Origin of the sequence: Streptomyces sp. NPDC086519 (assembly GCF_040686075.1) — a bacterium.
Taxonomy (GTDB): domain Bacteria; phylum Actinomycetota; class Actinomycetes; order Streptomycetales; family Streptomycetaceae; genus Streptomyces; species Streptomyces shenzhenensis.
In genome coordinates, this window is the sequence record NZ_JBFBJL010000004.1 from 94,750 (window position 1) to 120,019 (window position 25,270).

Annotated in this window: 20 protein-coding genes and 2 pseudogenes; 16 read left to right on the forward strand and 6 right to left on the reverse strand. The window is 70.8% G+C overall.

Features of this window, described 5'->3' with window-relative positions; translation table 11 throughout:
* Positions 1–6: 6 nt before the first annotated feature.
* Complete coding sequence (locus AB0P24_RS06150; RefSeq protein WP_365791022.1) at positions 7–531, forward strand: NUDIX hydrolase; 525 nt, start codon at positions 7–9, stop codon at positions 529–531.
* Positions 532–559: 28 nt separating this feature from the next.
* Here the strand turns inward: AB0P24_RS06150 and AB0P24_RS06155 are convergent, their stop codons facing one another.
* Positions 560–1,534: a ParB/RepB/Spo0J family partition protein gene (locus AB0P24_RS06155; RefSeq protein WP_365791023.1), complete on the reverse strand. Its 975-nt coding sequence runs from the start codon at positions 1,532–1,534 to the stop codon at positions 560–562.
* Between the two features lie 191 nt (positions 1,535–1,725).
* Between AB0P24_RS06155 and AB0P24_RS06160 the strand changes: the two genes are divergently transcribed.
* The 4 genes from AB0P24_RS06160 to AB0P24_RS06175 all read left to right on the forward strand — a co-directional run bounded on the left by AB0P24_RS06160 (position 1,726) and on the right by AB0P24_RS06175 (position 6,039).
* Positions 1,726–2,889, forward strand: coding sequence for a sulfatase (locus AB0P24_RS06160; protein WP_365791024.1), 1,164 nt, complete (start codon positions 1,726–1,728; stop codon positions 2,887–2,889).
* Positions 2,890–3,266: 377 nt separating this feature from the next.
* Complete coding sequence (locus AB0P24_RS06165) at positions 3,267–4,280, forward strand: cytochrome P450 (protein WP_365791025.1); 1,014 nt, start codon at positions 3,267–3,269, stop codon at positions 4,278–4,280.
* Positions 4,281–4,350: 70 nt separating this feature from the next.
* Positions 4,351–4,551, forward strand: coding sequence for a ferredoxin (locus AB0P24_RS06170; RefSeq protein ID WP_365791026.1), 201 nt, complete (start codon positions 4,351–4,353; stop codon positions 4,549–4,551).
* 105 nt (positions 4,552–4,656) lie between these two features.
* A complete protein-coding gene (locus tag AB0P24_RS06175; protein WP_365791027.1) occupies positions 4,657–6,039 on the forward strand; it encodes an MFS transporter in 1,383 nt (460 codons plus the stop codon).
* Positions 6,040–6,120: 81 nt separating this feature from the next.
* Here the strand turns inward: AB0P24_RS06175 and AB0P24_RS06180 are convergent, their stop codons facing one another.
* Together AB0P24_RS06180 and AB0P24_RS06185 are read right to left on the reverse strand one after the other, a co-directional pair.
* A complete protein-coding gene (locus AB0P24_RS06180; RefSeq protein ID WP_365791028.1) occupies positions 6,121–6,837 on the reverse strand; it encodes an HAD family hydrolase in 717 nt (238 codons plus the stop codon).
* On the reverse strand, positions 6,834–7,013 hold the full coding sequence (locus tag AB0P24_RS06185) for a hypothetical protein (RefSeq protein WP_365791029.1): 180 nt from the start codon (positions 7,011–7,013) through the stop codon (positions 6,834–6,836). The genes AB0P24_RS06180 and AB0P24_RS06185 overlap by 4 nt, the downstream gene beginning before the upstream one ends.
* Positions 7,014–7,354: 341 nt before the next feature.
* On the opposite strand from AB0P24_RS06185, the gene AB0P24_RS06190 reads away from it, so the two are divergent.
* Entirely contained in the window at positions 7,355–8,299 is a 945-nt protein-coding gene (locus tag AB0P24_RS06190) for a PfkB family carbohydrate kinase (protein WP_365791030.1), read from the forward strand.
* Between the two features lie 412 nt (positions 8,300–8,711).
* Positions 8,712–9,725 carry a 2-hydroxyacid dehydrogenase gene (locus AB0P24_RS06195; protein ID WP_365791031.1) on the forward strand — a complete coding sequence of 338 codons (1,014 nt, stop codon included), beginning with the start codon at positions 8,712–8,714 and terminating at the stop codon, positions 9,723–9,725.
* A 558-nt stretch (positions 9,726–10,283) separates the two neighbouring features.
* On the opposite strand, the gene AB0P24_RS06200 is transcribed toward AB0P24_RS06195, so the two are convergent.
* The 3 genes from AB0P24_RS06200 to AB0P24_RS06210 form a co-directional block, all read right to left on the reverse strand.
* Positions 10,284–10,982, reverse strand: coding sequence for a CBS domain-containing protein (locus AB0P24_RS06200; protein ID WP_365791139.1), 699 nt, complete (start codon positions 10,980–10,982; stop codon positions 10,284–10,286).
* A 353-nt stretch (positions 10,983–11,335) separates the two neighbouring features.
* Positions 11,336–11,665, reverse strand: a complete 330-nt coding sequence (locus tag AB0P24_RS06205; protein WP_365791032.1) for a cupin domain-containing protein — start codon at positions 11,663–11,665, stop codon at positions 11,336–11,338.
* An 85-nt stretch (positions 11,666–11,750) separates the two neighbouring features.
* Positions 11,751–12,059, reverse strand: coding sequence for a DUF5808 domain-containing protein (locus tag AB0P24_RS06210; RefSeq protein ID WP_365791033.1), 309 nt, complete (start codon positions 12,057–12,059; stop codon positions 11,751–11,753).
* Between the two features lie 870 nt (positions 12,060–12,929).
* Here AB0P24_RS06210 and AB0P24_RS06215 point away from each other — a divergent pair.
* From AB0P24_RS06215 to AB0P24_RS06255, 9 genes and pseudogenes are all read left to right on the forward strand, one after another.
* Positions 12,930–14,204, forward strand: a complete 1,275-nt coding sequence (locus AB0P24_RS06215; RefSeq protein ID WP_365791034.1) for a TIGR04053 family radical SAM/SPASM domain-containing protein — start codon at positions 12,930–12,932, stop codon at positions 14,202–14,204.
* A complete protein-coding gene (locus AB0P24_RS06220; protein ID WP_365791035.1) occupies positions 14,185–16,800 on the forward strand; it encodes a multicopper oxidase domain-containing protein in 2,616 nt (871 codons plus the stop codon). The genes AB0P24_RS06215 and AB0P24_RS06220 overlap by 20 nt, the downstream gene beginning before the upstream one ends.
* Complete coding sequence (locus AB0P24_RS06225; protein WP_365791036.1) at positions 16,800–17,246, forward strand: hypothetical protein; 447 nt, start codon at positions 16,800–16,802, stop codon at positions 17,244–17,246. The genes AB0P24_RS06220 and AB0P24_RS06225 overlap by 1 nt, the downstream gene beginning before the upstream one ends.
* A 33-nt stretch (positions 17,247–17,279) precedes the next feature.
* The gene (locus AB0P24_RS06230) at positions 17,280–18,296 is read left to right on the forward strand and encodes a hypothetical protein (RefSeq protein ID WP_365791037.1); all 1,017 of its coding nucleotides are present in this window, start codon (positions 17,280–17,282) and stop codon (positions 18,294–18,296) included.
* A gap of 167 nt (positions 18,297–18,463) precedes the next feature.
* A pseudogene (locus AB0P24_RS06235) lies at positions 18,464–18,870 on the forward strand (MFS transporter); the annotation flags it as partial.
* Positions 18,871–18,981: 111 nt separating this feature from the next.
* Positions 18,982–21,915 carry a BTAD domain-containing putative transcriptional regulator gene (locus tag AB0P24_RS06240; protein WP_365791038.1) on the forward strand — a complete coding sequence of 978 codons (2,934 nt, stop codon included), beginning with the start codon at positions 18,982–18,984 and terminating at the stop codon, positions 21,913–21,915.
* Positions 21,916–22,811: 896 nt separating this feature from the next.
* A pseudogene (locus AB0P24_RS06245) lies at positions 22,812–22,877 on the forward strand (GlsB/YeaQ/YmgE family stress response membrane protein); the annotation flags it as partial.
* A gap of 344 nt (positions 22,878–23,221) precedes the next feature.
* Positions 23,222–23,425 (forward strand): cold-shock protein, encoded by a 204-nt coding sequence (locus AB0P24_RS06250; protein WP_003973099.1) that lies wholly within the window; start codon positions 23,222–23,224, stop codon positions 23,423–23,425.
* A gap of 345 nt (positions 23,426–23,770) precedes the next feature.
* Entirely contained in the window at positions 23,771–25,264 is a 1,494-nt protein-coding gene (locus AB0P24_RS06255; RefSeq protein WP_365791039.1) for a DEAD/DEAH box helicase, read from the forward strand.
* Positions 25,265–25,270: the final 6 nt, after the last annotated feature.

Sequence of the window (25,270 nt, forward strand, 5' to 3'; positions counted from 1 at the left end):
CGCACAGTGACCAACCGCTTCTCCCGCATCCTGCCCGTTTCCCTGATGGTGCTGCCCGGACCGGGCGGCACCATCACGTTCGTCCGCCAGCTGAAGGGGCCGTACGCGGACAACTGGCTGCTGCCGGGCGGCGGTATCGAGCCGGGCGAGTCCGCCGGGGCGGCAGCGGTCCGCGAGGCGTACGAGGAGACGGGCTGCCGGGTGGATTCCTGCTCACCGTTCGCCGTGTACGAGTTCACCGGGCAGTGGGCCGAGGGCCGGTACCACCTGGTGATGTTCGGGTTCCTCGCGCACGGGACCCACCGGGTCCCCGACGGTTTCCAGGGGCACAACGTCGGTGCCGTGCGGCAGGTACGGATCGGCGAGCTCCCCCTGCACTCGACCGACCTGCAGATTCTCACCGACGCGGGTCTCGCCTCCTACCGGGAGCCGGAGATCAGCAGGGCCCTGGCCGCCGACGGCATCACGATGCACGCCCTGCGGGTGAGCGGTAGCGTCACGACGTCCGTTCCCCTTCCGGGCGACGGGTGAGTTTCCGGCCGGGCTTTTCTCCGGGCGTTCAGCCGCTGATCTTCCGCTCGCCGTCGTGCCCGGTAGCGCGTGATGTGGCCGCGAACTCCAGCCAGAACCTCGCGTATTCACCCGCGAGATCGGCGATGGTCTCCGAACAGTGCTGAGGAACGCCATTGACGAGCCGGTCCCACCTCTGCACGACCTGAGCCTGTGCGTCGAGCAGCCGCAACAATGTACGACCGGTCTCCGTCGAACGCAGAGACGGATCCCTGAGTAATCGCCGCACGAGAATTGCCGGGTTCCGGGCCCGATCCTGCACGGCGGCGAGACTGGCCGGCCGCACCGGCAACTGCTGCGTGTCCTCCTTGGCGCGTTGGCCGCCTGCTCGGGCACCGGCTCCGCGCCGTTTGGACTCCGGTACCGGGTCGCGTCCCGAAGCCAGCCTCTCGCGTACGTCGTGGGCGGTGCCGATGGATATCCCGGCTTCCTTGGCGACTTTCCGCAGCGGCATGTCCGGATTGGCGGTGATCAGCCGTCCCGCCAGTTCCCGGCCGGCTGTGGCATTGATCGGGCGGACCCGGCCGTCCTGGCCCATGCGGGAGTTCGACGGCGGAGTATCCGCCGTCGAACGCCGTCGGATGGCGGCGACGGTCTTCGGTGACAGACCGCTGACCCGCGCGATGGCCCGGTCCGACCAGTGCGGATGGGACTGGACGATACGGGATGCCGCCGCCGTTCGGTCCGCCAGCGTCAGCGGCAGCCCATGTCCCGCGTTGCTCTGCACCGCGAGCACGAAGGCGTCGGCCTCCGACCCGTCGAAGAAGTGGACGGCGATTTCCCGCTGACCGCGCAGCATGGCGACCCGCAACCGGTGGACTCCGTCGATGACCCCCATGGTGGAGCGGTGCACAAGAATGGGGGGGAACTCGGTTTCGAACGAGAGGAGAAACTGGGTATGTTTCACGTCTTCCCCCCCGATGCGGGGATAGTCCGTAATCGACAGGGACTCGATGGCGACCATATGTACCGGTTCTTCGGGTGCCTTGCGCCCAATTTCCGCCTCAGGCGACACTGTTCCTCCCATTCCCAGGACATAAGACGCATTCACACGGCGACGGCCGTGAGGGAACGTCCCCTCCTCAGACAGCGTACGAGTCGCCCATCAATATCCGATCAATGCTTGATCAGTGGCGCGTGGGAAGGAAAAAAACCGTGCACAACATTCTATTCGTCTCCCTGGACACCGTTCGGGCGGATGTCGCATACTCGGGCAAGATGCCGGGCATCGAGTCACTCCGGCGCGACGGTGTCACCTTCCGCCAGGCCATTTCGTCGGCGCCCTTCACTCCTGTCAGCCACGCGAGCGTCTTCACCGGGCTGCAGCCCGCCCGGCACGGCATCCGCCATCTCCTGCGTGAACGGCTCGCCCCGGAGGCCACCACGCTGGCCGAGCGCCTGAAGGCGGCCGGCTACGCCACGGGGGCCGTGGTCTCCTGCCCGGGGCTGAACAAGTGGTACGGCATGGACCGTGGGTTCGACCACTACGACGACGAGATCCCGCGCCTGCCCGACGGCTCCGACCCGCTGACCACGCCCGACGTGAAGAAGCGCGGCCTGGCTCTGAAGCGTGCGCCCCTGGTGGTGGAGCGTGCCCTGGCCTGGCTGGAGCAGCAGGAGGGGCCGTTCTTCCTCTTCGCCCACTTCTTCGACGCCCACTGGCCCTACGAGCCCCCGGAGAACTTCTGCTCCGAGGCGGCCAACCCCTACGAGGGCGAGGTGGCCTACAGCGATCACCATCTCCAGCGCCTGCTGCGCGGAATGGAGGAGAGGGGACACGCGCGGCAGGACACCCTGATCGTGTGCTTCTCCGACCACGGTGAGGACCTGGCGGGGTGGTACCCCAACGACCACGCGGGCTCCCTCGGCCACCCGTACGAGGAGGGGCACGGGTGCCTGCTGTTCGACGCCACCCAGCATGTGCCGCTCATCATCGGCGGGCCGGGGCTGCCCCGCGGGGTCGAAGCCGGCGGCCAGGTACGCCTGGTGGACATCGCCCCCACGGTGCTGGACCTGCTGGGCATGGACAAGGGCGACCTCGACGGACTGTCCCTCACCGAGTTCTTCGGCACCGGAGGGGAGGGTGCCTCCCGGCCCGCGTACAGCGAGACCTATTACCCGGAGGAGCGCCGGGCCGACGGGCAGTACCCCGGCCTGTCCCCGCTGGCCGCGGTGAGGCTTCAGGACGACGGTGAGGGCGGTCGGCGGAAGGTGATCTGGCAGATCGGCACCGACACGGTGGAATATTACGACCTGCGCGCCGACCCCCACGAACTGAACGGCCAGCGGTTGTCCGCCGAGGCACCCCCGCAGGCCTGACCGCGGAAACCGGGCGTCGTGTTCGACTGAGGAAAATTCCCCGCTGAACACCGGTAATCACCGGGCCGGCGCCGTACGGCGGTGCTTGCCAGAACTCGCCGACAGCGGCGAGGGTGGGACCCGCCGCACCGTCCCCCAAGAGTCGACGTCACCCTGGGTGACCCAGCGTTGAGGTGGTTCCCACCCCCATGACCGAAACCGATGTGACGGCTCCGCCGCTTCCTTTCCGCCGGGGGGATTCCCCTCTCGATCCGCCGATTGAGTTCGATAAATGGCGCGCCGAAGGCCCGCTTCGCCGAGTTTCCGTGGCCAACGGCGAAACGGCGTGGCTGGTGACCCGCTATCGCGAGATGCGAGAAGTGCTCGGCAATACGAGCATGAGCTCCGACATCACCAAGAAGGGGTTCCCCTCACCCCGCGCCGAGAAGCCGAAGCCGAGCCTCGGCAATTTCACACAGATGGACCCGCCGCAGTACGGGGCGGTGCGTCGGACGATGACCAAGACGTTCATGGTGAAGAACATCGAGAGGATGCGTCCGCTCATTTCTGAGCTGACGAACGACCTGCTCGACGCCATGGCGCGGCAACCGCAGCCGGCCGACCTCCACGCCCACTTCGCCCGTCCCCTTCCCTCTCTGCTGATCTGCGAGGTGCTCGGCATCCCGCATGCCGACCGCGATCTCTTCCAGGCCAACTCCGCGTCCATCGGGGACATGTCCCTCACCGAGGGCGATGCGTACTCCGCCCGTACGGACATCGCCGAGTACCTCCTTGACTTCGTGGACGAGAAGAACCGTCGTCCCGGCGACGACCTGCTCAGCGACCTGGTGGTCAACCGGCTGCGTACCGGGGAGCTGACCAGGGAGGAGATCGCCGGCATGGCGGCCCTCCTGGTGATCAACGGGCATGAGAGCAGCGCCAGCATGATCGGCCTGAGCGTGATCACTCTGCTGAACCATCCCGAGCAGCTGCACCGGTTCATGACCGAACCGGAACTGGTGCCCGCGGCCATCGAGGAGCTGCTGCGCTATCTGTCGATCGTGCACGTCGGTCTGCGCCGGGTGGCCACCAGGGACGTGGAGATCGGCGGCGTCACCGTCCGGAAGGGAGAGGGCCTCGTCATCCCCATCCATGTCGCCAACCGGGACCCCGACGTCTTCGACAACCCCGACCGGTTCGACGTCAGCCGCCCGGAGCAGCACCACCTGGCCTTTGGCCATGGCCTGCACAAGTGCATCGCGCAGTACATGGCGAAGGTCGAGTTGCAGATCGCACTGCCCGCTCTCTTCCACCGCTTCCCCGGGCTGCGCCTCGCTGTGCCGCTGGAGGACATCTCCTTCCGCGAGGACAACGTCGTGTACTCGGTCAACGCGCTGCCGGTGACGTGGTGACGGCGGTCGTGGCCGCCGGAGGAGCTACGGCACCCGGAGCGAACGCGGTCGGCGGGCCGAGAGGAACACGGTGCGCATAGAGATCGACGAGGCGAAATGCTGCGGCGGCGGGCAGTGCGTCATCGCGGCCCCGGAGGTGTTCGACCAACGTGATGACGACGGCCTGGTGCTGCTGCTCGACGCCGCACCGCCGGCGTCGCAGTACGCCGCCGTACGGCAGGCCGCGTTTCTCTGCCCGACCGGAGTGATACGCCTCGCGGAGGACGACTGACGTGTGCTCACCGGCCGGCGCGGGTTTCTCTTTCCGTCATTTCTGCCGTGAACGGCGGCAACGAGTGCCTCGTGCACATCATCGCAGCACATGGGGAGGTCGCCCTTGAAGACTGGCAGAAGCATCGACGTTCCGGTGGAAACGCCCTCCGGTACGAGTCGTTCGGTAACCCGTCGAGTTCTGCTGGCCAGTACCATCGGCAGTGCGATCGAGTGGTACGACTTCTATCTGTACTCCACCGCTGCGGCACTTGTGCTCGGGCCCCTGTTCTTCCCGAGCCGGTCGCCCACGGCCGGGACGCTGGCCGCCTTCGCCACATACGCGGCGGGATTTGTCGCCCGGCCGCTCGGCGGCCTCCTCTTCGGGCATTTCGGGGACCGGATCGGCCGTAAGTCGATGCTGGTGCTCACCCTGCTCATCATGGGGACGGCCACCTTCCTCGTAGGTGTGCTGCCGACGTACCAGCAGGCCGGAGTCGTCGCCCCGGTCCTGCTGGTGACCCTGCGGGTGCTGCAGGGAATCGGCCTCGGCGGCGAGTGGGGCGGCGGGGTCCTGATGAGCGGGGAGAGCGCGCCGGTCAACCGCCGCGGGCTGTACGCCAGTTTTCCGGCGAGCGGCTTTCCGCTGGGGCTGTTCGCGAGCACCGTCATGTTCCGGCTGGTCTCCGAACTGCCGGAGCACCAACTGCTGACCTGGGGCTGGCGGTTGCCGTTCCTCGCCTCCATCGGCCTCGTGGTGGTGGGAGTGTTCGTCCGCCGCGGAGTGCCGGAGTCCCCGGAGTTCGTGCGGGTCCGGAAGGCGGGCAGGCAGGCGCGGATGCCGCTGGCCGGGGTGCTGCGGCAGGGGCCCACGCCCGTGCTGCGCGGCGCCCTGGCCTCGCTCGGACTGGCCATGATCGTCAGCGTCTACTCCGTCTACCTGCTGTCGTACGCCTCCGCGGGCCCGCCGGCCGGGCAGGGGCCGAAGGTGCTCAACGGGCTGCTGGCCGGAGCGCTGCTGGAGGCCCTGCTGCTCCCGGTCATGGGCCTGCTGTCCGACCGCCTGGGACGCCGGCCCGTCATGCTGTTCGGCTACGCGGTGTGCGCTGTGGTGGGGCTGGTGGCGCCGCGGTGGCTGCTCTCCGGCAGCCAGACACTGATCATTCTGACCTTCGTCCTCGCTTTGGGGATCGGGCACGCCGCGGTCTACGGAGCCGTCTCGGCCTTCCTGATCGACATGTTCCCGCCCGAGCACCGGTACTCGGCCCTGGCGGTGACGTACCAACTCGGTGCGACCATAGCCAGTTTCGGGCCCCTGGTGGCAACGGCCCTCGCGGGTTCGGCGCACACCGCAGGCCCCGGCATGTGGCTGCTCTGGGCCTGCCTGACGGCGGCAGCGGTGGCGGTGGCCGCCGGGAGGTACCGCCTGCCCGGTGTCCCCACCCCGTCGGCACGGCCGGCCGAGCAGCCGCGGGCCGGTGCCGGCCCGCCGGGCCACGGAACGCGATGATGCCACGGTCGCCGGGTGGCGCCGCCTTTCCCGGCGTGCGCCCGGCCTGCTGCGCGTCCTGCCGGATCACAGGATCGTCTTTCAAACCGCCGTCCGATTCCATTCGTCCACCACGGACAACACGTTCTTGAGCGTCCCGACCACCGCGTCCGGCACCGCGTCGTACGCCCCCAGTTCCTCCTCCGGAATGCTGCTGTGCGGAACCAGGATCGTCCGCATCCCGGCCTGCTGAGCCCCGTACACATCTTCATAGACCCGGTCCCCGACGAATGCGCACCGGTCCGGCGAAGCCGCGCCCAGCCCCGCCATCGCCGCCGTGAAGATGTCGGGGTGCGGTTTGGTCCACGGCACCTCACTGGAGTAGACGGCGGCGTCGACGTAGCCGAGCACCCCGTCCCGCTCGAAGATCTCCTCGTGCCAGCCGGCCGGCCACAGCGTGTTGGAGAGCACGCCGACGCCCAGGCCGCGCTCGCGCAGCCCGTCCAGCACCTCCAGGGCGTGCGGGTCGACGAAGGTGTGCGCCTCCCAGGCCGACCGGTACGTCGCGAGGGCCCGCGCTCCCGGTGTCACCCCGGCGAGTTCGAAGACCCTGTCGAGCCGGGCCGAGCACCGGGTCGCGCGCGAGCGCGCCATCAGTTCCCGCTCGGCCCGCAGTAACCGCTCGCCCACCTCGTACGTCTCATGCGCGCCGACCCCGTCAAGGGCGGCCGCGGTTTCCTGCCAGATGCCTGCCAGGTCCACCGTGTGCCAGGGGGTGAGGGTGCCCGCCCAGTCGAAGATCACATGCTCGACGGTCATACCGCCTCCTTCACAGCCGTCCTCCCGTACGACGGCTGCCGTACGGCGATCCGCAACAGCACCAGTCCCACCACGCCCACGGCCGGCGGACAGGGCCCCACGCCCTCCACCAGCCGGCCGCCCAGCATCGCACCGAAGCTGTCGCTCCGGGCACAGAACAGCCCGGCCGGCCCCATGACCACCAGCCCGCGACCAGCATGCGGTGCGGCGGCAGCGGGCGCACCGGATGGCCCACGAACACACCGAGTGCGGTCACCAGCGTGGTGAGTAGGGCGACCTGGGCCAGGGAAAAGGAAAGGTCCTCCCGTAACTGCGCGGGTAACGGGGTCATTTCCCCCTGCTTGTGGCGGCGAAGAGCCCGGCCGGATAAATTGGGCGGGACCTCCGTCGGAACGAGCGGGGCCTCTCGCCTTTCCGTAGGTTCTTCCGACGCCGATCCAACTTCTCGGCGCGCCGGGCGCATCCGGTCTCCTCCGGCATCAAGCCCTCCCTCGCTCTTCGACTGTTCGGGGGTCATGTGGGATACGACGTGCTCGTGCTGGGCTCGCTCGTGATCGACCGCAAGTACTTCGCCACCGGCACGCTCGGCCGGACCGACCCGGTCTGGGGCGTGCAGCGGCACCACGGCGGCGTCGGCCGGAACATCGCCGTCAACACCGCGCGGCTCGGAGCCCGTACGGTCTTCGCCGGCCTGTCCGGGATCGGGCAGGACGCCGTCGATCTGGAGGCGGAGTTGACCAGTCTCGGCGTACGGCCGCTCCATGTGCGGCGCACCGACGACGGGATAGGCCGCTGGGACGTCCTGCTCGATGAACGGGGACGGCAGATCACCTGCCGCATCGCGCTGCCCGACCCGGCCGCCGCACGACCTCTGGCCGGACCCGTCCTCGCCGGCACCGTGTCGGCGGCGAAGGCCGTGGTCGCCGAGGGCGGACTCGACGAGGACCTGCTCACCTGGCTGTCGCGGGAAGCCCGGCGGAGCGGCACACCGATGTGCTGTCTGCCCACCCGGCAGCGGGACTTCGGCCCGCGCGCCCATCTGCTGCCGCTGTACGACGTACTGCTGCTCAACACCGGCGAGGCACAGGCCCTCACCGGACTGCCGGGCACCCCCGTCGAGCAGGCGCGGCGGCTGCTCGGGCGCGGGCCCCGCGTGGTCGTGGTGACCGCGGGCGCGGACGGCGCCGCCGTCGCCTCCACCGAGCAGCCGGTGCCGCTGGCCCTGCCCGCCGAGGCAGGGCCCTGCACCGATGACACCGGAGCCGGGGACGCGCTGGCGTCCGCGTTCATCGTCCACCTCGTACGCGGCGCGAGCCCCAAGGCGGCCTTGGCCCTGGGGTTGCGCGCGGCGCGGCTGACGATCGGATGCAGGCAGAGCACCTGCCGTACCCTGGCAACGGATCCGGTGCTCACGGTGCGCCGCACCCGGCGGTGGACACCACCCGGCACGCGTGCGTCCTGAAGTCCTCACCGGGTGCGGTGCCGGGACTCGGTTCCGTACTCGGCCGGCCGAGCAGCCGTCCGGCCGCCGGGAAAGGGCCCGGGTCGGCGAGTCCGGGAGCGCGGACGACCACCCTGGAGCGTACGCCGAAGGTCATCGCGTCGCGTGCCGGTTTCCGGCGGGGCTCTCCAGCGAGCAGTCGTCGCGGTCAAAGGGGGAAGCACTTTCCCACATGGAGACGGGGCGGGTGGGCCATCCGTCCCTGCGCACCGACCGCCGGCCGCACCCCCGCCCGGATGTCGGCCCAGGGCGGCGATGTCTCCGGGCGTCCTCCGTGCCTCCTGACCGCGCCCGCAAGCCGACGCGCTGCCCGTCGGCGCGAGTGGCCCTTCTAAGGTGGGGGAGAGCTCGTCGTCGCCAGCAAGGAGTGCACGTGGAGATCGTTGCGTACGGAGTTCTCGTGGACGAGCAGCCGCTGCTGCGAGCAGCGTTCGACACCGCGTTCGACGGCCGTCACGAGCTGCGCTGTCTGGGGCTGTTCCTGAACCGGGACACCGCCCCGACGGCGGCCGGCCACGAGGTGGTGCTCAGCAGTGTCAACGACACGCTGGACGCCGAGGTGCTGCGGGCGCTGGCCGAGGGCGGCACTCGGATGATCGCTCAGCGGGCCACCGGCTTCAACAACATCGACCTGACCGCGGCCAAGGAGCTGGGGCTGACGGTGGCCCGGGTGTCGTACTACTCGCCGTACTCGGTGGCCGAGTTCGCCTGGACGCTGGCCCTCGCCGTCAACCGCCGTATCGTCAGGGCCGCGCACCGCACCCGGGAGTTCGACTTCCGGCTCGACGGGCTGATGGGCCGCGATCTGCGCGGCCGGACCGCCGGGGTAGTGGGCACCGGCAAGATCGGAGCCGCGTTCGCAGCCATCGCGCACGGCTTCGGAATGCGGTTGCTGGGCTGGGACATCGCCGAGAACCCCGACTGCGTCGCCCTGGGCATGCAGTACGTCGAGCGGGAGCAGTTGCTCGCCGAGGCGGACCTGGTCAGTCTGCACGTGCCGTTGCTGCCCGCCACCCACCACCTGCTCGACGCCAAGACACTGGGGCTGATGAAGGACGACGCGATCCTGATCAACTCCAGCCGCGGCGGCCTGATCGACACCGGTGCCCTGCTGGAAACCCTGCGCGCCGGCAGGCTCAGCGGGGTGGGTCTGGACGTGTACGAGGAGGAGGCGGGGGTGTTCTTCCTCGACAAGTCGCTTGAGGTGATGACCGACGAGCGCCTCGCACGGCTGATGACCTTCAGCAACGTCCTGGTCACCTCGCACCAGGCGTACTTCACCCAGGACGCCGTCAGCCAGATCGCCGAGACCACCGTCGCCAACGTCGCGGACTACCTCACCGGCCGCAGCAGCGACAACACCCTCGTTGCTCCGCCCGCCCCCTGAGTTCCCGGAGAGCGGCCTTTCGGGTCCGTACTCAAAGGGACGGGGGCCGCATGTGTATCGGCCTCGCGTGCGAAGCGTCCGAGCAGGCCCCGCAGAGTGATCGACCGCACTGCCGTTCACGCGTTCGCCTGGTGGTCCGTCCGCGGCCGGGACAGGGCGGTCACCTTGTATCCGAATCCTGCGTGCCATGGCGAGCCACCGGGAACCTTGGCCGCGGGACAGAGCAAGGCGCTGGCCGGCGTCGTTTTCTCCCATGGGCGGGCAGCTGCTCGAGTTCGCCGTCCCCGCCGGAACCTGGGTGGCCGAGCGGCGTGAGGACACCGCGGACGTCGCCTCCTTCCTGCTGCGCCCGGCCGACGACGCGCCGTTGCCGACGGCGTGCGCGGGCCAGTACGTCGGCGTCCGCGCGCTGATGCCCGGCAGCGTGCACCGGACCCGCCAGTACAGCCGGTCCGACGCCCCCGGCGACCGGCTGCGGCGCATCACCGTCAGGCGGGGCGCGAGCGTGGCCGATGCCCCGGTGGGAGAGGTGTCCACCCCCTCGCACCGGGCGCCGGTTCAGCTGACCCGGCGGCTCTGCGCGCCCGGATGCAGGGGAGCCGGCCCCCGGTCGTCGTCGAGGCGGCAGGTCAGGCCGGCGACGACGCCCACCACCCCGTCGACCCGGTACGTCATCCGGATCGCCACGGGTATGTCGCTGCCGTGCTCCAGGCATCCTTCCAGCGTGACCATGCCGTCCCGGACCGATACCGTCACGGCGTTCGCAGTCAGGCCCATGCCGCCGCTCAGTACGTCGTCGACGACTTCCCGGCGGATCTCCTCATCGGTACGCAGGAACACCCGCAGCAGGTCGCGTCGGGTGGTGATACCGATCAGCCGGTCCTCCTCGTCCACGACCGGGAGACGCCCGACGCCGTGGCGTTCCATCACACGTGCGGCATCCGCGACCTGCTGCTCGGGGTGCACCGTGATCGCGGGTGTGGACATCAGATCCCCCGCGGTGGCCACCCCCGCGCCGGCCGGGTACCCCGGTGCCGGCATCGGGAGCCGCGGGGCGCGGCTGCCGGCGGACGGGGCCGCCTGGTGGCGGATCAGATCGGTCTCGGAGACCACGCCGACGACCTTGTCGTCGTGGTCGACCACGGGCAGCCCGCTGATCCGGTGCCGGTCCAGCAGCCGTGCCACCTCTTTGAACGGTGTCTCCGGGCGGGCCCGGACGACCTCACCGGTCATCACTTCACCGACGATGCCGGGCATCATGCCCCCTTCCTTCCCTGTCCGTCATCGGATGCCGGAACGCACGGGCACCGATGGGCCGTAGCAGCCCCTCCGGACCTCGTCCTGGAGAGCCGACTGCTGGTGTCTGGTCAGCTTGCCTCTCGGACGGCGGCAGGGGGCAGGGCCGACCGGCCCCGAGCACAGGACCGAGCCGCCCCGCCGCCCAGGGGACGGGTGGCCGAGAGGCCAAGGACATGGGGGAGGCGCGACGAACCCGCCCCCCAACCCGCTCACGGCTGGGACCCACCACAGGAACGGGAATACCGTGATCGCCTCTGCCGGCGCTTCCCCGGCGCGTGCCGCACCCCGGTCCTGCGGATGGCGGCGGGATGTCAGGTCTTGGCGATGGTGAGCAGCACCGCGGCGTCCTCCACAGCTTGCAGGCTGTGCCGGGCTTCCGGGATGGTGATCAGGTCGCCGGTCCGGCCCTCCCAGGAGGTGCCGCCGCTGGTGAGACGGACGCGTCCGTGCAGCACCAGCAGGGTTGCCTCGCCGGGGTTCTCGTGCTCGGCGAGCACGGTGTCGGCGGTCAGCGCGAGGACGGTCTGGCGCAGGACGTGTTCGTGGCCGCCGTGGACGGTGGCGGCGCTGCGTCCGTTGGAGGCGGCCGCGGCGCGTTCCAGGTGCTCGCGGACCAGTGCGTCGAGTGAGAGCTTCTGCATGGTGACAACTTTCCACGGGGGTGAGCGGTGACCGCCGACGCGCCGCACGGGTGGCGGGCAGCGGCGTGCTCGTCCCGGAACCCGGTCAAGGAGACCGGTGCAGCTCCCGCGCCACGCGGGCCAGGTTCACCCCGTAGCCGATGCCGAACGCGTGCGGGGTGAAGAAGGCATCGCTGTCGGGATCCCAGAACTCGCGGACGATCTTGTGCAAGGTGGGGCGCCGGAAGTCGTACGGCAGCCCGACGACGCGCCCGGTCCAGGTCCGCTCCTGCGGCGGTTGTCGCAGCTCTTTCGCCACCGCTGCGGCAACAACCGCGCCGGCGGCAGCGAGAACCATGCCCTTGGGTAGTCGTCTGTTCATGGTCGGCGCGGTTCGCCGGTCCGTCGATGCCATGTTCCTGCCTCGCTCTCTGCCCGCGTCGGACTGCCCGCATCGGAACTATTCGGCTGAACCTAACTTGAAGAGCGGGTCCGGGGCGGGTGCCGAAGGTCCCGATTGCAGGGCCGGTGGGCCAGTCTCGGCGGGGCGCTGATCAATCGAAGAAACGCGACCGCTGCGGCTGCTCGGGGGAACGTTCTTCGTGGTGCCCCGTACTGGGCCTGGAACAGGTCCGTGCCGAGACAGCGCTCTCCGGTGCCGGGCGGTACGGCGACGATCAGTGCGGCACGGTGCCGCGGGTCCCGGGCCGGCAGCCAGTGGCCGGCGCGGAGGGCGGCTCCGCCGGAGACGCCGGTGAGGATGTCCTCGGTGCGGGCCAGACGGCGGGCCCCGGTGCGGGCCGGGGATGCCGCCGGACAGGACGGCTGATGCCGCCGGTTCCGCTGCCGGCATGGCATCTGACCACGCTGGTCACGGGCCTGGGCGCGCTGCTGACCGGCGCCGGAGCGGCCCTGGTGGCCACCGCGAACGCCCTGGGAACGGATACGCGCCGGCCTTGACCGCCCTGGCGCGCGGCACCTACCTGTCCCGCTCCCGCGGCCGTCCGGCCCTGGCGCGCGGACCGGATCAAGGGCCTGTCGGCCCAACGGGAGGGACTGTTCGGCCGCCGCGCCGGTCCGTCCCGACTGCGCATGCTGATCAGCGACCGATCCGGAGGTATCCCGTGTACTACCGCGACCAGCATCCGTGCGGCTGTCTCCACCGCCGTCCTCCGTCAGGGGTGCTGCGCACGGTCCGGGCCGGTCACCGTCCGGCCGCCCGCCACGTCTGCCCTGACTCCAGGGCGGCCGGACGCAGCCTCAGGGCGCTGGGCAGGGCGGTCTGATGAGCGCCACCGACCGTGCCATTCGCCTTCAGCGGCACGATGCCGGGGAGCGGCCGTTCATCGTCATCTGGGAGTCCACCCGGGCCTGCCCGCTGGCCTGTCTGCACTGCCGAGCCGAGGCCGTGCCCGACCGTGACCCGCGCGAGCTGGACACGGCCGCCGCCAAGGACCTGCTGGACCAGGTCGCCGCCTTCGGACAGCCGGCCCCGCTGTTCGTGATCACCGGCGGCGACCCGTTCCAGCGCCCGGACCTGACCGACCTCATCGCCTACGGCAGGCGGATCGGCGTCCGGGTCGCCGTCTCCCCCTCGGGCACCCCGACGCTCACCGAGGAGCGACTGCGCGCCGTGCACGCTGCGGGCGCGTCCGGTCTCTCGCTCAGCCTGGACGGCTCCACCGCGGAGATCCACGACACCTTCCGCGGGGTGCCCGGCGTGTTCCGCTGGACCCTGGACGCCTGGGACACCGCCCGCGCCCTGGGCATGAAGGTGCAGATCAACACCACGGTCGCCCGGCACAACCTGCACGACCTTCCTGACATCGTCCGCCTGGTCGCCGACCACGGCGCGATGCTGTGGAGCGCGTTCTTCCTGGTGCCCACCGGACGCGGCCGCGGTCTCGGCGCGCTGACCCCGGCCGAGGTGGAGGACGTGCTCAACTTCGTCCACGACGTGGGTCTGACCGTGCCCGCCAAGACCACCGAGGCGCACCACTTCCGCCGCGTCGTTCTGCAGCGCCGGATCCTCGCCGACGCCGGCGACGACCACGTGGCGGTGCTCGGACTCGGACCGCTCTACCGGGAACTGCGCGAGCGGGCCGCCGAGTTGGGCCTGGACATGCGAGTGCGCCGGGTGCGGCGCCCGCCGCTGGACGTCAACGCGGGCCGCGGCTTCGCCTTCGTCTCGCACACCGGCACCGTGCACCCCAGCGGCTTCCTGCCGCTGAGCGCCGGCAGCGTGCGCGAGTCGCCGCTGACATCGATCTATCGCACCTCACCGCTGTTCACCGGGCTGCGGGCACCCGGCATGCTCCAGGGCCGGTGCGGGGCGTGCGAGTTCCGCCGGGTCTGCGGCGGCTCGCGGTCGCGGGCCTACGGCGTGACCGGCGACCCGTTCGCCGAAGAGCCGTGGTGCGGCTACCAGCCCGGTTCCTTCCCGTACCGGCGGGAGCTGGCCGGGCTGCTGGCCGGTGACGGCAGCGAGGAATCGCCTGTTCGTCGCCGTCAGGCCGCCGCCCCTGGCGGCAAGGAGCACCGTGTACAGCAAGAGCGATGACCCGGCCGTGGGCGCAGGCCGCCCGCCCAGCAGGTTCAAGGCGTCCGGTCTGCGCGGTCGGCACCTGGCCGCCCATGTTCTGGTCGCGGCCTGGGGGGTGCTCGCGCTGCTGGCGGCGAGCATGCAGCAGAGTCTGCCGGTGGCCCGTTGGCTGGCCGTCCACCTGTTCCTGCTCGGCGCCGCCACCACCGCCATCGTGGTCTGGAGCGAGCACTTCGCCGTCGCCATGCTCCACGCCCCGCTGCCCGACCGGCGGTGGAGCAATGCCCGGCTGGCCGGCGTCAACGCCGCAACGCTGGGCATCCTCACCGGCGTCTGGGCCGACCTGCCCGTCCTGACCGGCGTCGGCTGTGCGCTGCTGATCGCCGCGATCACCGCGCACCTGGTGGTGCTGGTCCGCATGGGCCGCGGCGCGCTGGGCGGACGGCTCGCCCCGATCGCCGACTACTACCGGGCCGCCGCCGCGGCACTGATCATCGGCGCGGTACTGGGCTGGCTGCTGGCCACCGGCAAGGCCGGCCCGCGGCACTACACCGGGCTGAAGCTGGCCCACGTGCACGTCGCTCTCCTCGGTTGGGTCGGACTGCCGGTCCTGGGCACGCTGTTCATGCTGTGGCCCACCGTCCTGGGGGTGCGCATGGCCGAGCGCACCACGCGGCTGGCGCGCCGGGTGCTGATGCTGACCGGTGGCGGCCTGCTGATCGCCGCCGCCGGCCTGGTGGCCGCATGGCGGCCCACCGCCGTACTCGGCCTCGCCTGCTACGCGGCCGGAGTCGCCGTGGCGGTGCAGCTGTTCGCCCGTACGGTGCGCCGCCGGCCCGCGATCTCGGCGGCCGCCGCGTGGATGCTGGCAGCCGCCGCGGGATGGCTGTTCGCCGGTGTGGTCGTGGACCTCGTGCTTCTGGCCGCCCGGCCGCTCACCGAAGTACGGGACGACATGCGGTCCCTGGTCCCGGTGCTGCTCGTCGGCCTCGTCGCGCAGGTCCTCATCGGGGCCCTCACCTACCTGCTGCCCGTCGTGCTGGCCGGCGGTCCCAAGGACCGGGGGGCACTGCGGGCGGTACTCGAGCGAGGCTGGGTGCTGCGGCTCGCCGCCCTCAACCTCGGTGTGGTCCTGCTCGCACTGCCGCTGCCCGATCTCGTCGGTACGGCGGGCATCCTGGCCGCCGGGGCGGCCGGCGTCGCGTTCCTCGCCCTGGTGGCGCGGGTGCTGCTGCACAGCGGACGGGGCCTTCTCCAGGACGGCGACCAGGACGGCGTCGCGCGCCGGCCCGTTGTGTGGGGCACCGCCGCAGGTGCCGTACTGACGGTGCTGGCGGTGCTCGTGGCCAACAGCGGCGGGGACCCGAGCGGCGGGGTGAGCGCCGCCGGGACGACGGGCGCGGGCACCGGGACCACCCGCACGGTCGCCGTCACCCTGGCCGGCATGCGCGTCCGCCCGGCCAGGATCCAGGTCACCGCGGGCACCGATCTGCGGCTGAAGGTGACCAACACCGACGCCCAGCGCCACGACCTCAAGGTCGAGGACGGTCCCTCCACCCCGATGCTCGCCCACGGCCACACCCGCGTACTCGACCTCGGACCGGTCACCGAGAACCGTGCGGCGTGGTGCACCCTGCCGGGCCACCGGGCGGCCGGGATGAGCATGGACATCGTCGTCACCGGCGCCACCGGCAGCGCGAGCGCGCGCGACGGCCACTCCATGACCGCCACCGTCGGCGGCGCGCTGGACCTGTCCGCCGACTTCACCCAGGGCTGGAAGGCGCGCACGGCCGACCTGACGCCCGCGCCCGGCGGGACGGTCCACAGGGTCGAACTGCACGCCGTCCGCCGGACCGTCGAGGTGGCCCCGGGCGTGAAGCAGCAGATGTGGACCTTCGGCGGCACCGCGCCGGGCCCCACCCTGCACGGCAGAGCCGGCGACGTCTTCGAGGTCACCCTCGTCGACGACGACCCCACCATGGGGCACGGCATCGACTTCCACGCCGGCTCCCTCGCCCCGGACGGTGCGATGCGCACCATCCAGCCCGGCAAGCGGCTGGTGTACCGCTTCCGGGCCGAGAAGGCCGGAGCGTGGCTGTACCACTGCAGCACGGCACCCATGCTCCAGCACATGGGCAACGGCATGTACGGCGCCGTCGTCATCGACCCGCCCGGCCTGCCGAAAGTCGCACACGAGTACGTTCTGGTCTCCTCCGAGCTCTACCTCGGTACCCCGGGCAGCGCGGCCCAGGTGGCGAAGATGCGTCAGGACACCCCGGACGCCTGGGTGTTCAACGGCATCGCCGCCCAGTACGCCAAGCAGCCGCTGAAGCTGAAGGCCGGCGAACGGGCCCGCTTCTGGGTGGTCGCCGCCGGACCGAGCGACGGCATCTCCTTCCACATTGTCGGCACCGACTTCGACACCGTGTACGAAGAAGGCGCCTACCTGCTGAAACCCGGCGACGCCGGCGGCTCTCAGGCGCTGGACCTGGCCGTGGCCCAGGGCGGGTTCGTCGAGACGACGTTCCCCGCGGCCGGCCACTACTCCTTCGTCGACCACGACATGCGTCACGCCGAGGCCGGGGCCATGGGCATGGTGGAGGTGAGCAGCTGATGGACACCGTCGGTCTGTGGTCCCTGGTGCGGTTCGTGCACGTGGCCGGTGCCGCTCTGTGGGTCGGCGGCCAACTGGCCCTCTCCCTGGTGATCCTGCCGCTGGCCCGCCAGTTGCTCGACCCGGAGGCCAAGGACCGCTTCACCGCCTCGGCGGGCCGCCGGTTCGGCATGCTGACCGGCGCGGTGTTCCTGCCGGCGCAGCTGGCCACCGGCTGGGCCATGGCCTGGCACAAAGGCGTCACCTGGGCTTCCCTCGCCGAACCCGGGTACGGCCGTACCCTCGCGGCCAAACTCGCCCTCTTCGTGGTGGTGATGGCCGCCGCGGGCGGGCACGGCATCGCCCAGGCGAAGGGCCACTCCGAACTGGCCCGGACCCTGGCGGTCGTGTCCCTCGTCGGCTCGCTCGGAGTCGTCCTGCTGGCCACCGCGCTGCCCGCCACCTGATCCGCGGCCCGACGAAAGGAACGAGGAGGCAACATGCGTACCCGAACCCGGCTGGACGCCGCCACCGTGGAGCCGCTGCTGGCGGCGGCAGTGGCGGCCCCGTCGATCCACAACACTCAGCCCTGGCGTTTCCGCCTGGACCCCGACAACCAGGCACTCGAGGTCCATTCGGCACCGCAGCGGACACTGCCGCTGACCGACCCGATGCACCGAGCCCAGTATCTGTCGGTGGGCGCCGCGGTCTTCAACCTCCGGCTCGCCGCCGTCCACCAGGGCCGGCGGCCGGAGGTGAGACTGCTGCCGGATCCCCGCCGACCAGGGCTGCTGGCCACCGTACGACTGACCGATCCGCTCGGCGCGGACGACCAGCCGTCGGACCCTGGTCTCTACGAGGCCATCGCACGGCGGCACACCAGCCGGATGCCGTTCACCGGCCGGACCGTGCCCGAGCCGATCGTCGCGGAGATGGCGTCGGCCGCGCGCGCCGCCGGCGCACACCTGTACACACCGGACATCGCCGGAACCCGCCGACTGCTGGGCCTGACCGCCGTGGCCGAAGCACGCAACCTGGCCCACCCGGACCGCACCGCCGAAACCCGCACCTGGATCACCGCCCCGGGAGCGGACACCCCCTACGGCATACCCGTCACCGCCCTCGGCCCGCCCGACGCGGCCGCACGGATGCCGATGCGCGACTTCGTCGGTGAGCTGCCCGCTCTCCGCCTGCCCGCCCTGTGGTTCGAACGCCATGTCCAGATCGCCCTGCTGTGGACGTCCCACGACCGGCGCGAGGACTGGTTGCGGGCGGGCCAGGCCCTGCAGTACGTGCTGCTCACGGCGACCGCCCACGGATTGCGCACCTCACTCCTGCACCAGGCCATGGAATGGCCCGACCTGCGGGCGGCGGCCCTCCCGCGACAAAAACGGTGCCATCCGCACATACTGATCAGATTCGGCTACGGTCCGGCCGGCGGCCCCACCCCGCGGGCACCCGGGCGCTGCGCTGGTCGCCCCGCGGGACCGCCCGCGCCCGCTGCCGGAACAAGCTGACCAGGCGGCCTCCGGCGCCCGCCCGGCCGCCGCCACCCGCACCGGCTGAGCGGGCAAGCCGGACATACGGCTGTGGAGATACGCAGCCCGGGCCTGTCCGTCCGCCGGCAGGGACTGATGGCCCCTGCCGGCGGCGAGCCACCACGCAGAGGGAAGGGACGGACACCATGGTCCGGCCGTTGAAGACGGAGAGTGACAGCTCCCCGTCAGGTGCTCCGGTGTCCGGCCGGCCTGGCCGATGCCGGCCCTGGCCACCATCGGCTTCGCCGTCAACTTCTGGGCATGGGCGCTGCTGACCCCGCTCGGCCCGCGGTTCGAGGACTTCCTCACCCGTCCTCGTTCCAGCAGTCGCTGCTGGTGGCCGCACCAGTCCTGGTCGGCTCCCTGGGCCGTATCCCCGTGGGCACGCTGACCGACCGGTTCGGCGGCCGGATCATGTTCCCGATCGTGTCCGGGGCCACCAGCCGGCGGGTTCTTCCTCGGTACCGGCGGCACCGCCTTCGCCGTCGGCGTGCCCTGCGCCAACGCCTGCTTCCCGCCCGAGCGGCGGGGCCTGGCCATCGGCGTCTTCGGTGAGCCGTGCTGCGGAGACGCTATGGACACAGATCCGTCGGCGGTCCTAGATTCGTTCTTGTGCGAGGTCAGCCAGGAGGATCGGCGCTAATCGTCACGTAGCAGGGGGAGCATGAGATTCGGCTTACTGGGGCCGTTACACGCCCAGATCGCCGGACGCGCGGTCCCGTTGAACGGGCGGCAGGCCAAGATGCTGGCAGCACTTCTGATCGACGCCAACAACATCGTCGCCATGGAACGGCTCGTCGCCGTGATGTGGGACACCAACGCGCCCGCCACTGCGGTCCGCCAGGTCCAGGACGCTGTCTCCGGGCTGCGCCGCAACCTCGTCGCCTGCGGAACACCCGGCACCCTGATCAGCACGCGGCGCGGCGGCTACGAGATCCACCTGACTCAAGATCAGCTCGACCTGCTGGAGTTCGATCACCAGCGACACCTCGCCGAACAGCACACGACCCCGTTGGAGACAGCAGTCGCGCTGCGGCGGGCGCTGGCCTGCTGGCGCGGAGACGCCCTGGTCGGCACTCCCAGCCAAGTCCTGGAGATCGACGCGGCACGGCTGAACGAGAAACGTGCGGCCACGCTCAAACAGTGCCTGGCCATCGAACTCGGCCTGGGGCGTCATCGAGAGGTCATCGACGAGCTGACCGCTCTGCTCCACGAGCACCCCTACGACGAGCAGGTCGCCGAGCACCTGATGGTCGCCCTCTACCGGTGTCGGAGACAAGGCGAGGCGCTACAGGTGTACGAGCGGCTGCGCCGGACACTGGCCGACGAACTCGGCGTCGACCCCACCCCGCCGTTGCAGGCGCTGCATCAGCGCATCCTGACCGCAGATCCCGCCCTGGCGGCTGCGATCCCAGCAAATGGCCCCTCGGCCACGCCACCGGAGAGCCCTGCCCCGGCGGCTCCCGGGCCGGCCATGGCGATGCCGGTGCGTCAACTTCCCCTCGACGTATCTGACTTCGTGGGCCGGACCGAAGCGCTGGCCGAGATCGCCGGGCTGCTCGACGGGTCGGCGTCGAACCGGGCCCCGGTGGCCGTCATCGTGGGCGGTCCCGGTGTCGGCAAGTCCTGCCTGGTGACGCACGCCGCGCGGCTGGCGAGCGCCAACTTCCCCGACGGCCAGCTCTACCTCAACCTCGCGGCGACATCGGATGAGCCGCGGGACCCGGGGCTGATGCTGGCCGAGGCACTGCGCGCGCTCTCGATCGCCGGCAGCGCGATCCCGAACGGCCTGGCCGAACGGGCCGCGCTCTACCGGTCGTTGCTGGTGGACCGTCGCATGCTGGTGGTGCTGGACGATGCCGGTCGCGCCGATCAGGTGCTGCCCTTGCTGCCTGCGGCCGACGGCTGTGCCGTGTTGATCACCAGCCGCACTCTGCTGACGCAACTTCCCGGCGCTCGGCACATCGACCTGGACGTGCTGAGCCCGGCAGAGGCGCGCGAGTTGTTCACGGGAATTGTCGGGCGGCGGCGGGTCGAGCGGGAACCGGGGGAGGCGGACGCGATCCTCGACTGCTGCGGCAACCTGCCGCTGGCGATCCGGATCGCCAGCGGCAAGCTCACGGGCCGCCCGGCTTGGTCGCTGCGGGTGCTGCGGGAACGGATCGAGGATGAGTCCCGGAGGCTGGCCGAGCTGAGGATCGGGGACCTCAGCGTGCGAGCCAGCGTCGAACTGAGCTTGCGGCTGCTGCCGGCCGACGCGGTGCGCGCGCTGAGCCTGCTGGGTCTGCTCGGCGCCTACACCCTGCCCGGCTGGGTGGTCGGCCCGCTGCTCGACCGCTCGGACGCCGAGGAGGTGCTGGACACCCTCGTCGACGCCAGCCTGGTGCGGCTGACCGCCACCGACGCCCTCGGCGAGCCGCGTTACCGGCTGCACGACCTGATCAGGACCTGTGCCGTGGAGATCGCCGCCCCACTGCCGACGGAAGACAAGCGGGACGCGATCATCCGGGTGCTGGCCGTTTGGCTTGAGCTGGTTGGACGCGGCACCGATCGGCTGCCGGCGGCCGGGCTGCTGGCAGCCGTGCCCGGTTCGGCACCGCGCCGGTCGCTGCCCGATGCGGTCGTGGACCGGCTGATGGCCGACCCGGTCGGCTGGTTCGACGCGGAACGCGACAACCTGCTCGGCGCGGTGAAACTGGCCGTGGACTGGGGCCTGGACGAGATGGCCTGGGAGCTGGCGGCCGGCGCGGCGACCTACTACGACCACCGGTGTCTCTATCAGGACTGGCAGCACGGGCACCGGCTCGCGTTGGCCGCGGCCGAGGCCGCCGGCAACGCGCGCGGCGCATCGGTGCTGCTACGCGGTCTTGGCCAGCTGCACATCTACCAAGACGAGTTCGATCGGGCCGCCCGGGCCCTGGAGTCCTCCCTCGGACTGTGTCAGGACGGTGGGGACAAACGCGGCGAGGCGCTGTCGGTGGCCATGCTGGGTACGGTCAGCCGGGTGCAGGGCCGTGACGACGAAGCCCTCGAACGTGTCGAGCACGCCCTGGCCATCGCGGCCGGTGAGGGCGACCGGCACATCGAAGCGCAGCTGTCCTGCTCCATGGCCGTGATGAAGCTCATGCAGGGCAGGCTCGACGAGGCGGAGTTCTGGTTCGACGGGGCCTTGAGCCAGGCCAGGGCGCTGGGCGACGGGCATCGCGTGGCCGTGGTGCTGCGGCGGTTCAGCCGGCTGCACGATCGGCGTGGTGATCCGGACGAGGCGCTGCGCTGCCTGTGGCAGGCCTTGGTCACCTTCGAGAATCTGGCCGACGAGCGGTGCGTTGCGTACACGCTGCTGGAAGTCGGCCGCGTGTACGCGGGTCAACACGACCGGGACCGGGCGAGCCCGGCGTTGGAGCGCGCGGCGGGCCTGTTCCACCGGCACGGCGACCGCCAGGACGAGGCCGCCTGCTGGCAACTGATCGGCGACCTGGACGCCGCCGCCGGCGCTCACCACCTGGCGCACCAGCACCGAGGGCGGGCGCTGCGGCTGTGGCAGATGATCGGCGACATCAACCAGACGAAAGCTCCGGCGCGACCGTCGTCGCCGTGAGGTGGCCATGTCCCTGATCGGAGATGTCTGTCCGATCAGGGGCCGTGAGGCAACGCGCGGGGACCGCACCGCCCATGGGCAACCGCCGCTTGACCAAGGGCGCCGAAAGGGGTTGTCAGCGCGTGCGGTCCCCACCGTGTCCGCCCGCGACACACCGCGGACGCTGCAAGACGCGCCACGGAGCGTACGAGGGACGGCCGAGCATCCGTTCCCGACGAGCAGGGGCCAGGCGGCGGGCGAACCGTCGGGACGCTGCTGCGAGGCTCCGTCGGCGTCGACCCCACACCTTTGCCGGGCACTGGTGAGGCGTTGCACGACCATCGGGAAAGGCCCTGCCGCACAGTGCGGCGTCATTCGGCAACGGACGACAGCCAGCCGGAGCTACCGGACCGTGAGGCGTCCTCCGCTGCGCTGTGCGGGGCCAGTCCCGTCGAGCGTCCCTCGGGATGCCGGCCCGGGAGGTCTTCCACATGGTCAGATGGCGGCAGCCAGGACCCCGCTCAGAGGGGCTGTCGTGACAGATGAGAGGCTCAGGCGGGTGAGTGAGACACCGATGAACACCCTGCAATACCGCTTTGACGGGCCAGAAGACGCCCCGGTCCTGATCCTCGGTCCCTCACCGGGTACCACCTGGCTCATGTCGTAGAAACCGTCTCTGGGCATCCAGTTGGTCCAGGTCGAGCGCGTAAGTCAAGGTCAGAGCCTTGTGGCGCGAGAGCGTCCGCGGGGTTGGCGACACGCCTGTGATCGCTCGTGACACGTGAGGACCCCCGTCGGCTTGCTTCGCCGGGGGGTCCGGCGTAGAAGGGACCGCGTCGGCACGCTGATGGCAGGCGAGCCACGGGCGGGGAGAGGGCAGCGGCTCAGAAGAGAACGCTGGAACTGCCGGGTGATCGATGCCGGGCAAGGACCTGGGCATCATCACCATGCTCATCGGCATCGTCGGCGGACTGCTCGGTGGCTGACTCGGGATCAACGTCTGATCTGCGAGGTCTCCGATCTGAGGCGTTGAACGCCGAGTGAATCAATATCTGTTCCCGAGGGATCAGTTTTTGGAGGGCCGCGCAGCCGGAGTTTTTGCCGCGAAGAGCAGAGTGGAATTATCCAACGCACACGGGCGACTCCGGCGTGCTACTGTCCATCTCAGTTGCAGTTGTGGTTCCCAAAACTTCAAGTGCCCCCGCCAGGCTTCTGCCGGGCGGGAGGACTTTTGTATTTCCGGTCATTTCCGGGCGGGGTAATCATCGCGGCGACACGGCGTCCGCGCAGCGTGGACGCCGATGCACTGCCCCAAAGGAGATATGGCATGGCTGCTGGTACCGTGAAGTGGTTCAACGCGGAAAAGGGCTTCGGCTTCATCGAGCAGGACGGTGGCGGCGCCGACGTGTTCGCCCACTACTCGAACATCGCCGCGCAGGGCTTCCGTGAGCTGCTCGAGGGCCAGAAGGTGAACTTCGACATCGCGCAGGGCCAGAAGGGCCCGACGGCCGAGAACATCGTTCCGGCCTAACGCTCACGCGCAATCCGTAGCTGGGGCCCGCATCCCTCGGGGTGCGGGCCCCAGCTGCACGCGTATCCCGCAGCGGCTTTCACCCGCGGGACGACCCGGAGGAATCCGCAGTACCACCACAAGCGGTTCCTCCCCCAGGGCGCAGGCGCATCCTGAAGCGCTGCATCGCAGCGGGCGCCCGGATCTCAAGGTCCCCATCGCGTCACCCATTTCAGCACCTGTGCCCACGGATGTTTCCGCCGGCCAGATCTGCTTTCTTTTGTCACCGGTCCATACTTGTAATTCTCCGTGCCATTCATCGCGGCGGGAATTCCTTGATATGTGCCACATCGAGGAAGGTTCCGCATGAACCGCACGTACACGAACGACCGCTCCACCCGCGCCCGTGACGGCCGTTCCGACGCCGGAAGGGGCGCCGGCGGCCATGGCTCGCGGGCACCGCGTCGTACCGGCGGGCCCGCGCGCTCCGGCGGTTACGGCCGTCGGCCCGCCGCAGTGCAAGGTGAGTTTGCGCTGCCCAGGACGATCACCCCCGCGCTGCCCGCCGTTGAGGGCTTCGCCGATCTCGACATGCCCGAGCAGTTGCTGGCCGAACTCGGCAGGCAGGGTGTGACCGCGCCGTTCCCGATTCAGGGAGCGACGCTGCCGAACTCCCTGGCGGGCCGTGACGTCCTCGGGCGCGGCCGCACCGGTTCCGGCAAGACCCTGGCCTTCGGGCTCGCCCTGCTCGCGCGTACCGCTGGGCAGCGTGCTGAGCCCCGTCAGCCGCTGGGGCTGATCCTCGTCCCGACGCGTGAGCTGGCACAGCAGGTGACCGACGCGCTGACCCCGTACGCCCGCTCGGTGCGGCTGCGGCTGGCCACGGTGGTGGGCGGCATGTCGATCGGCAGGCAGGCCGGCGCGCTGCGCGGCGGAGCCGAGGTCGTGGTCGCGACCCCGGGCCGGCTCAAGGATCTCATCGACCGCGGCGACTGTCGGCTGAACCACGTGGGCATCACCGTGCTGGACGAGGCCGACCAGATGGCTGACATGGGCTTCATGCCCCAGGTCACCGCGCTGCTCGACCAGGTGCGCCCGGAGGGGCAGCGGATGCTGTTCTCCGCCACCCTGGACCGTAACGTCGACCTGTTGGTGCGCCGCTACCTGACCGACCCGGTCGTGCATTCGGTCGATCCGTCGGCCGGTGCGGTCACGACGATGGAGCACCACGTCCTGCACGTCCACGGCGCCGACAAGCACCGCACGACCACCGAGATCGCGGCCCGGGACGGGCGCGTGATCATGTTCCTGGACACCAAGCACGCCGTCGACCGGCTGACTCAGGACCTGCTCGACAGCGGGGTGCGGGCCGCCGCGCTGCACGGCGGCAAGTCGCAGCCCCAGCGCACCCGCACGCTGGCGCAGTTCAAGACGGGGCACGTCACCGTGCTGGTGGCGACCAACGTCGCGGCGCGCGGCATCCACGTCGACAACCTCGACCTGGTCGTCAACGTGGATCCGCCGACCGACCACAAGGACTACCTCCACCGAGGCGGCCGTACCGCGCGCGCCGGCGAGTCCGGCAGCGTCGTCACCCTGGTCACGCCGAACCAGCGCCGAGGCATGGTCCGCCTGATGTCGGACGCCGGAATCCGGCCGCAGACCACCCAGATCCGCTCGGGGGACGAGGCCCTGAGCCGGATCACCGGCGCCCAGGCCCCGTCCGGCATCCCGGTCGTCATCACCGCGCCGGTGGTCGAACGCCCCAAGCGCAGCGCCTCCTCCCGAGGCCGCCGTCGCCCCGCCTCGGCGAGCAGGCGCACCCCGGTACGCCAGTCCGGCTTCGGCGCGGTGGCCTAGAACTTT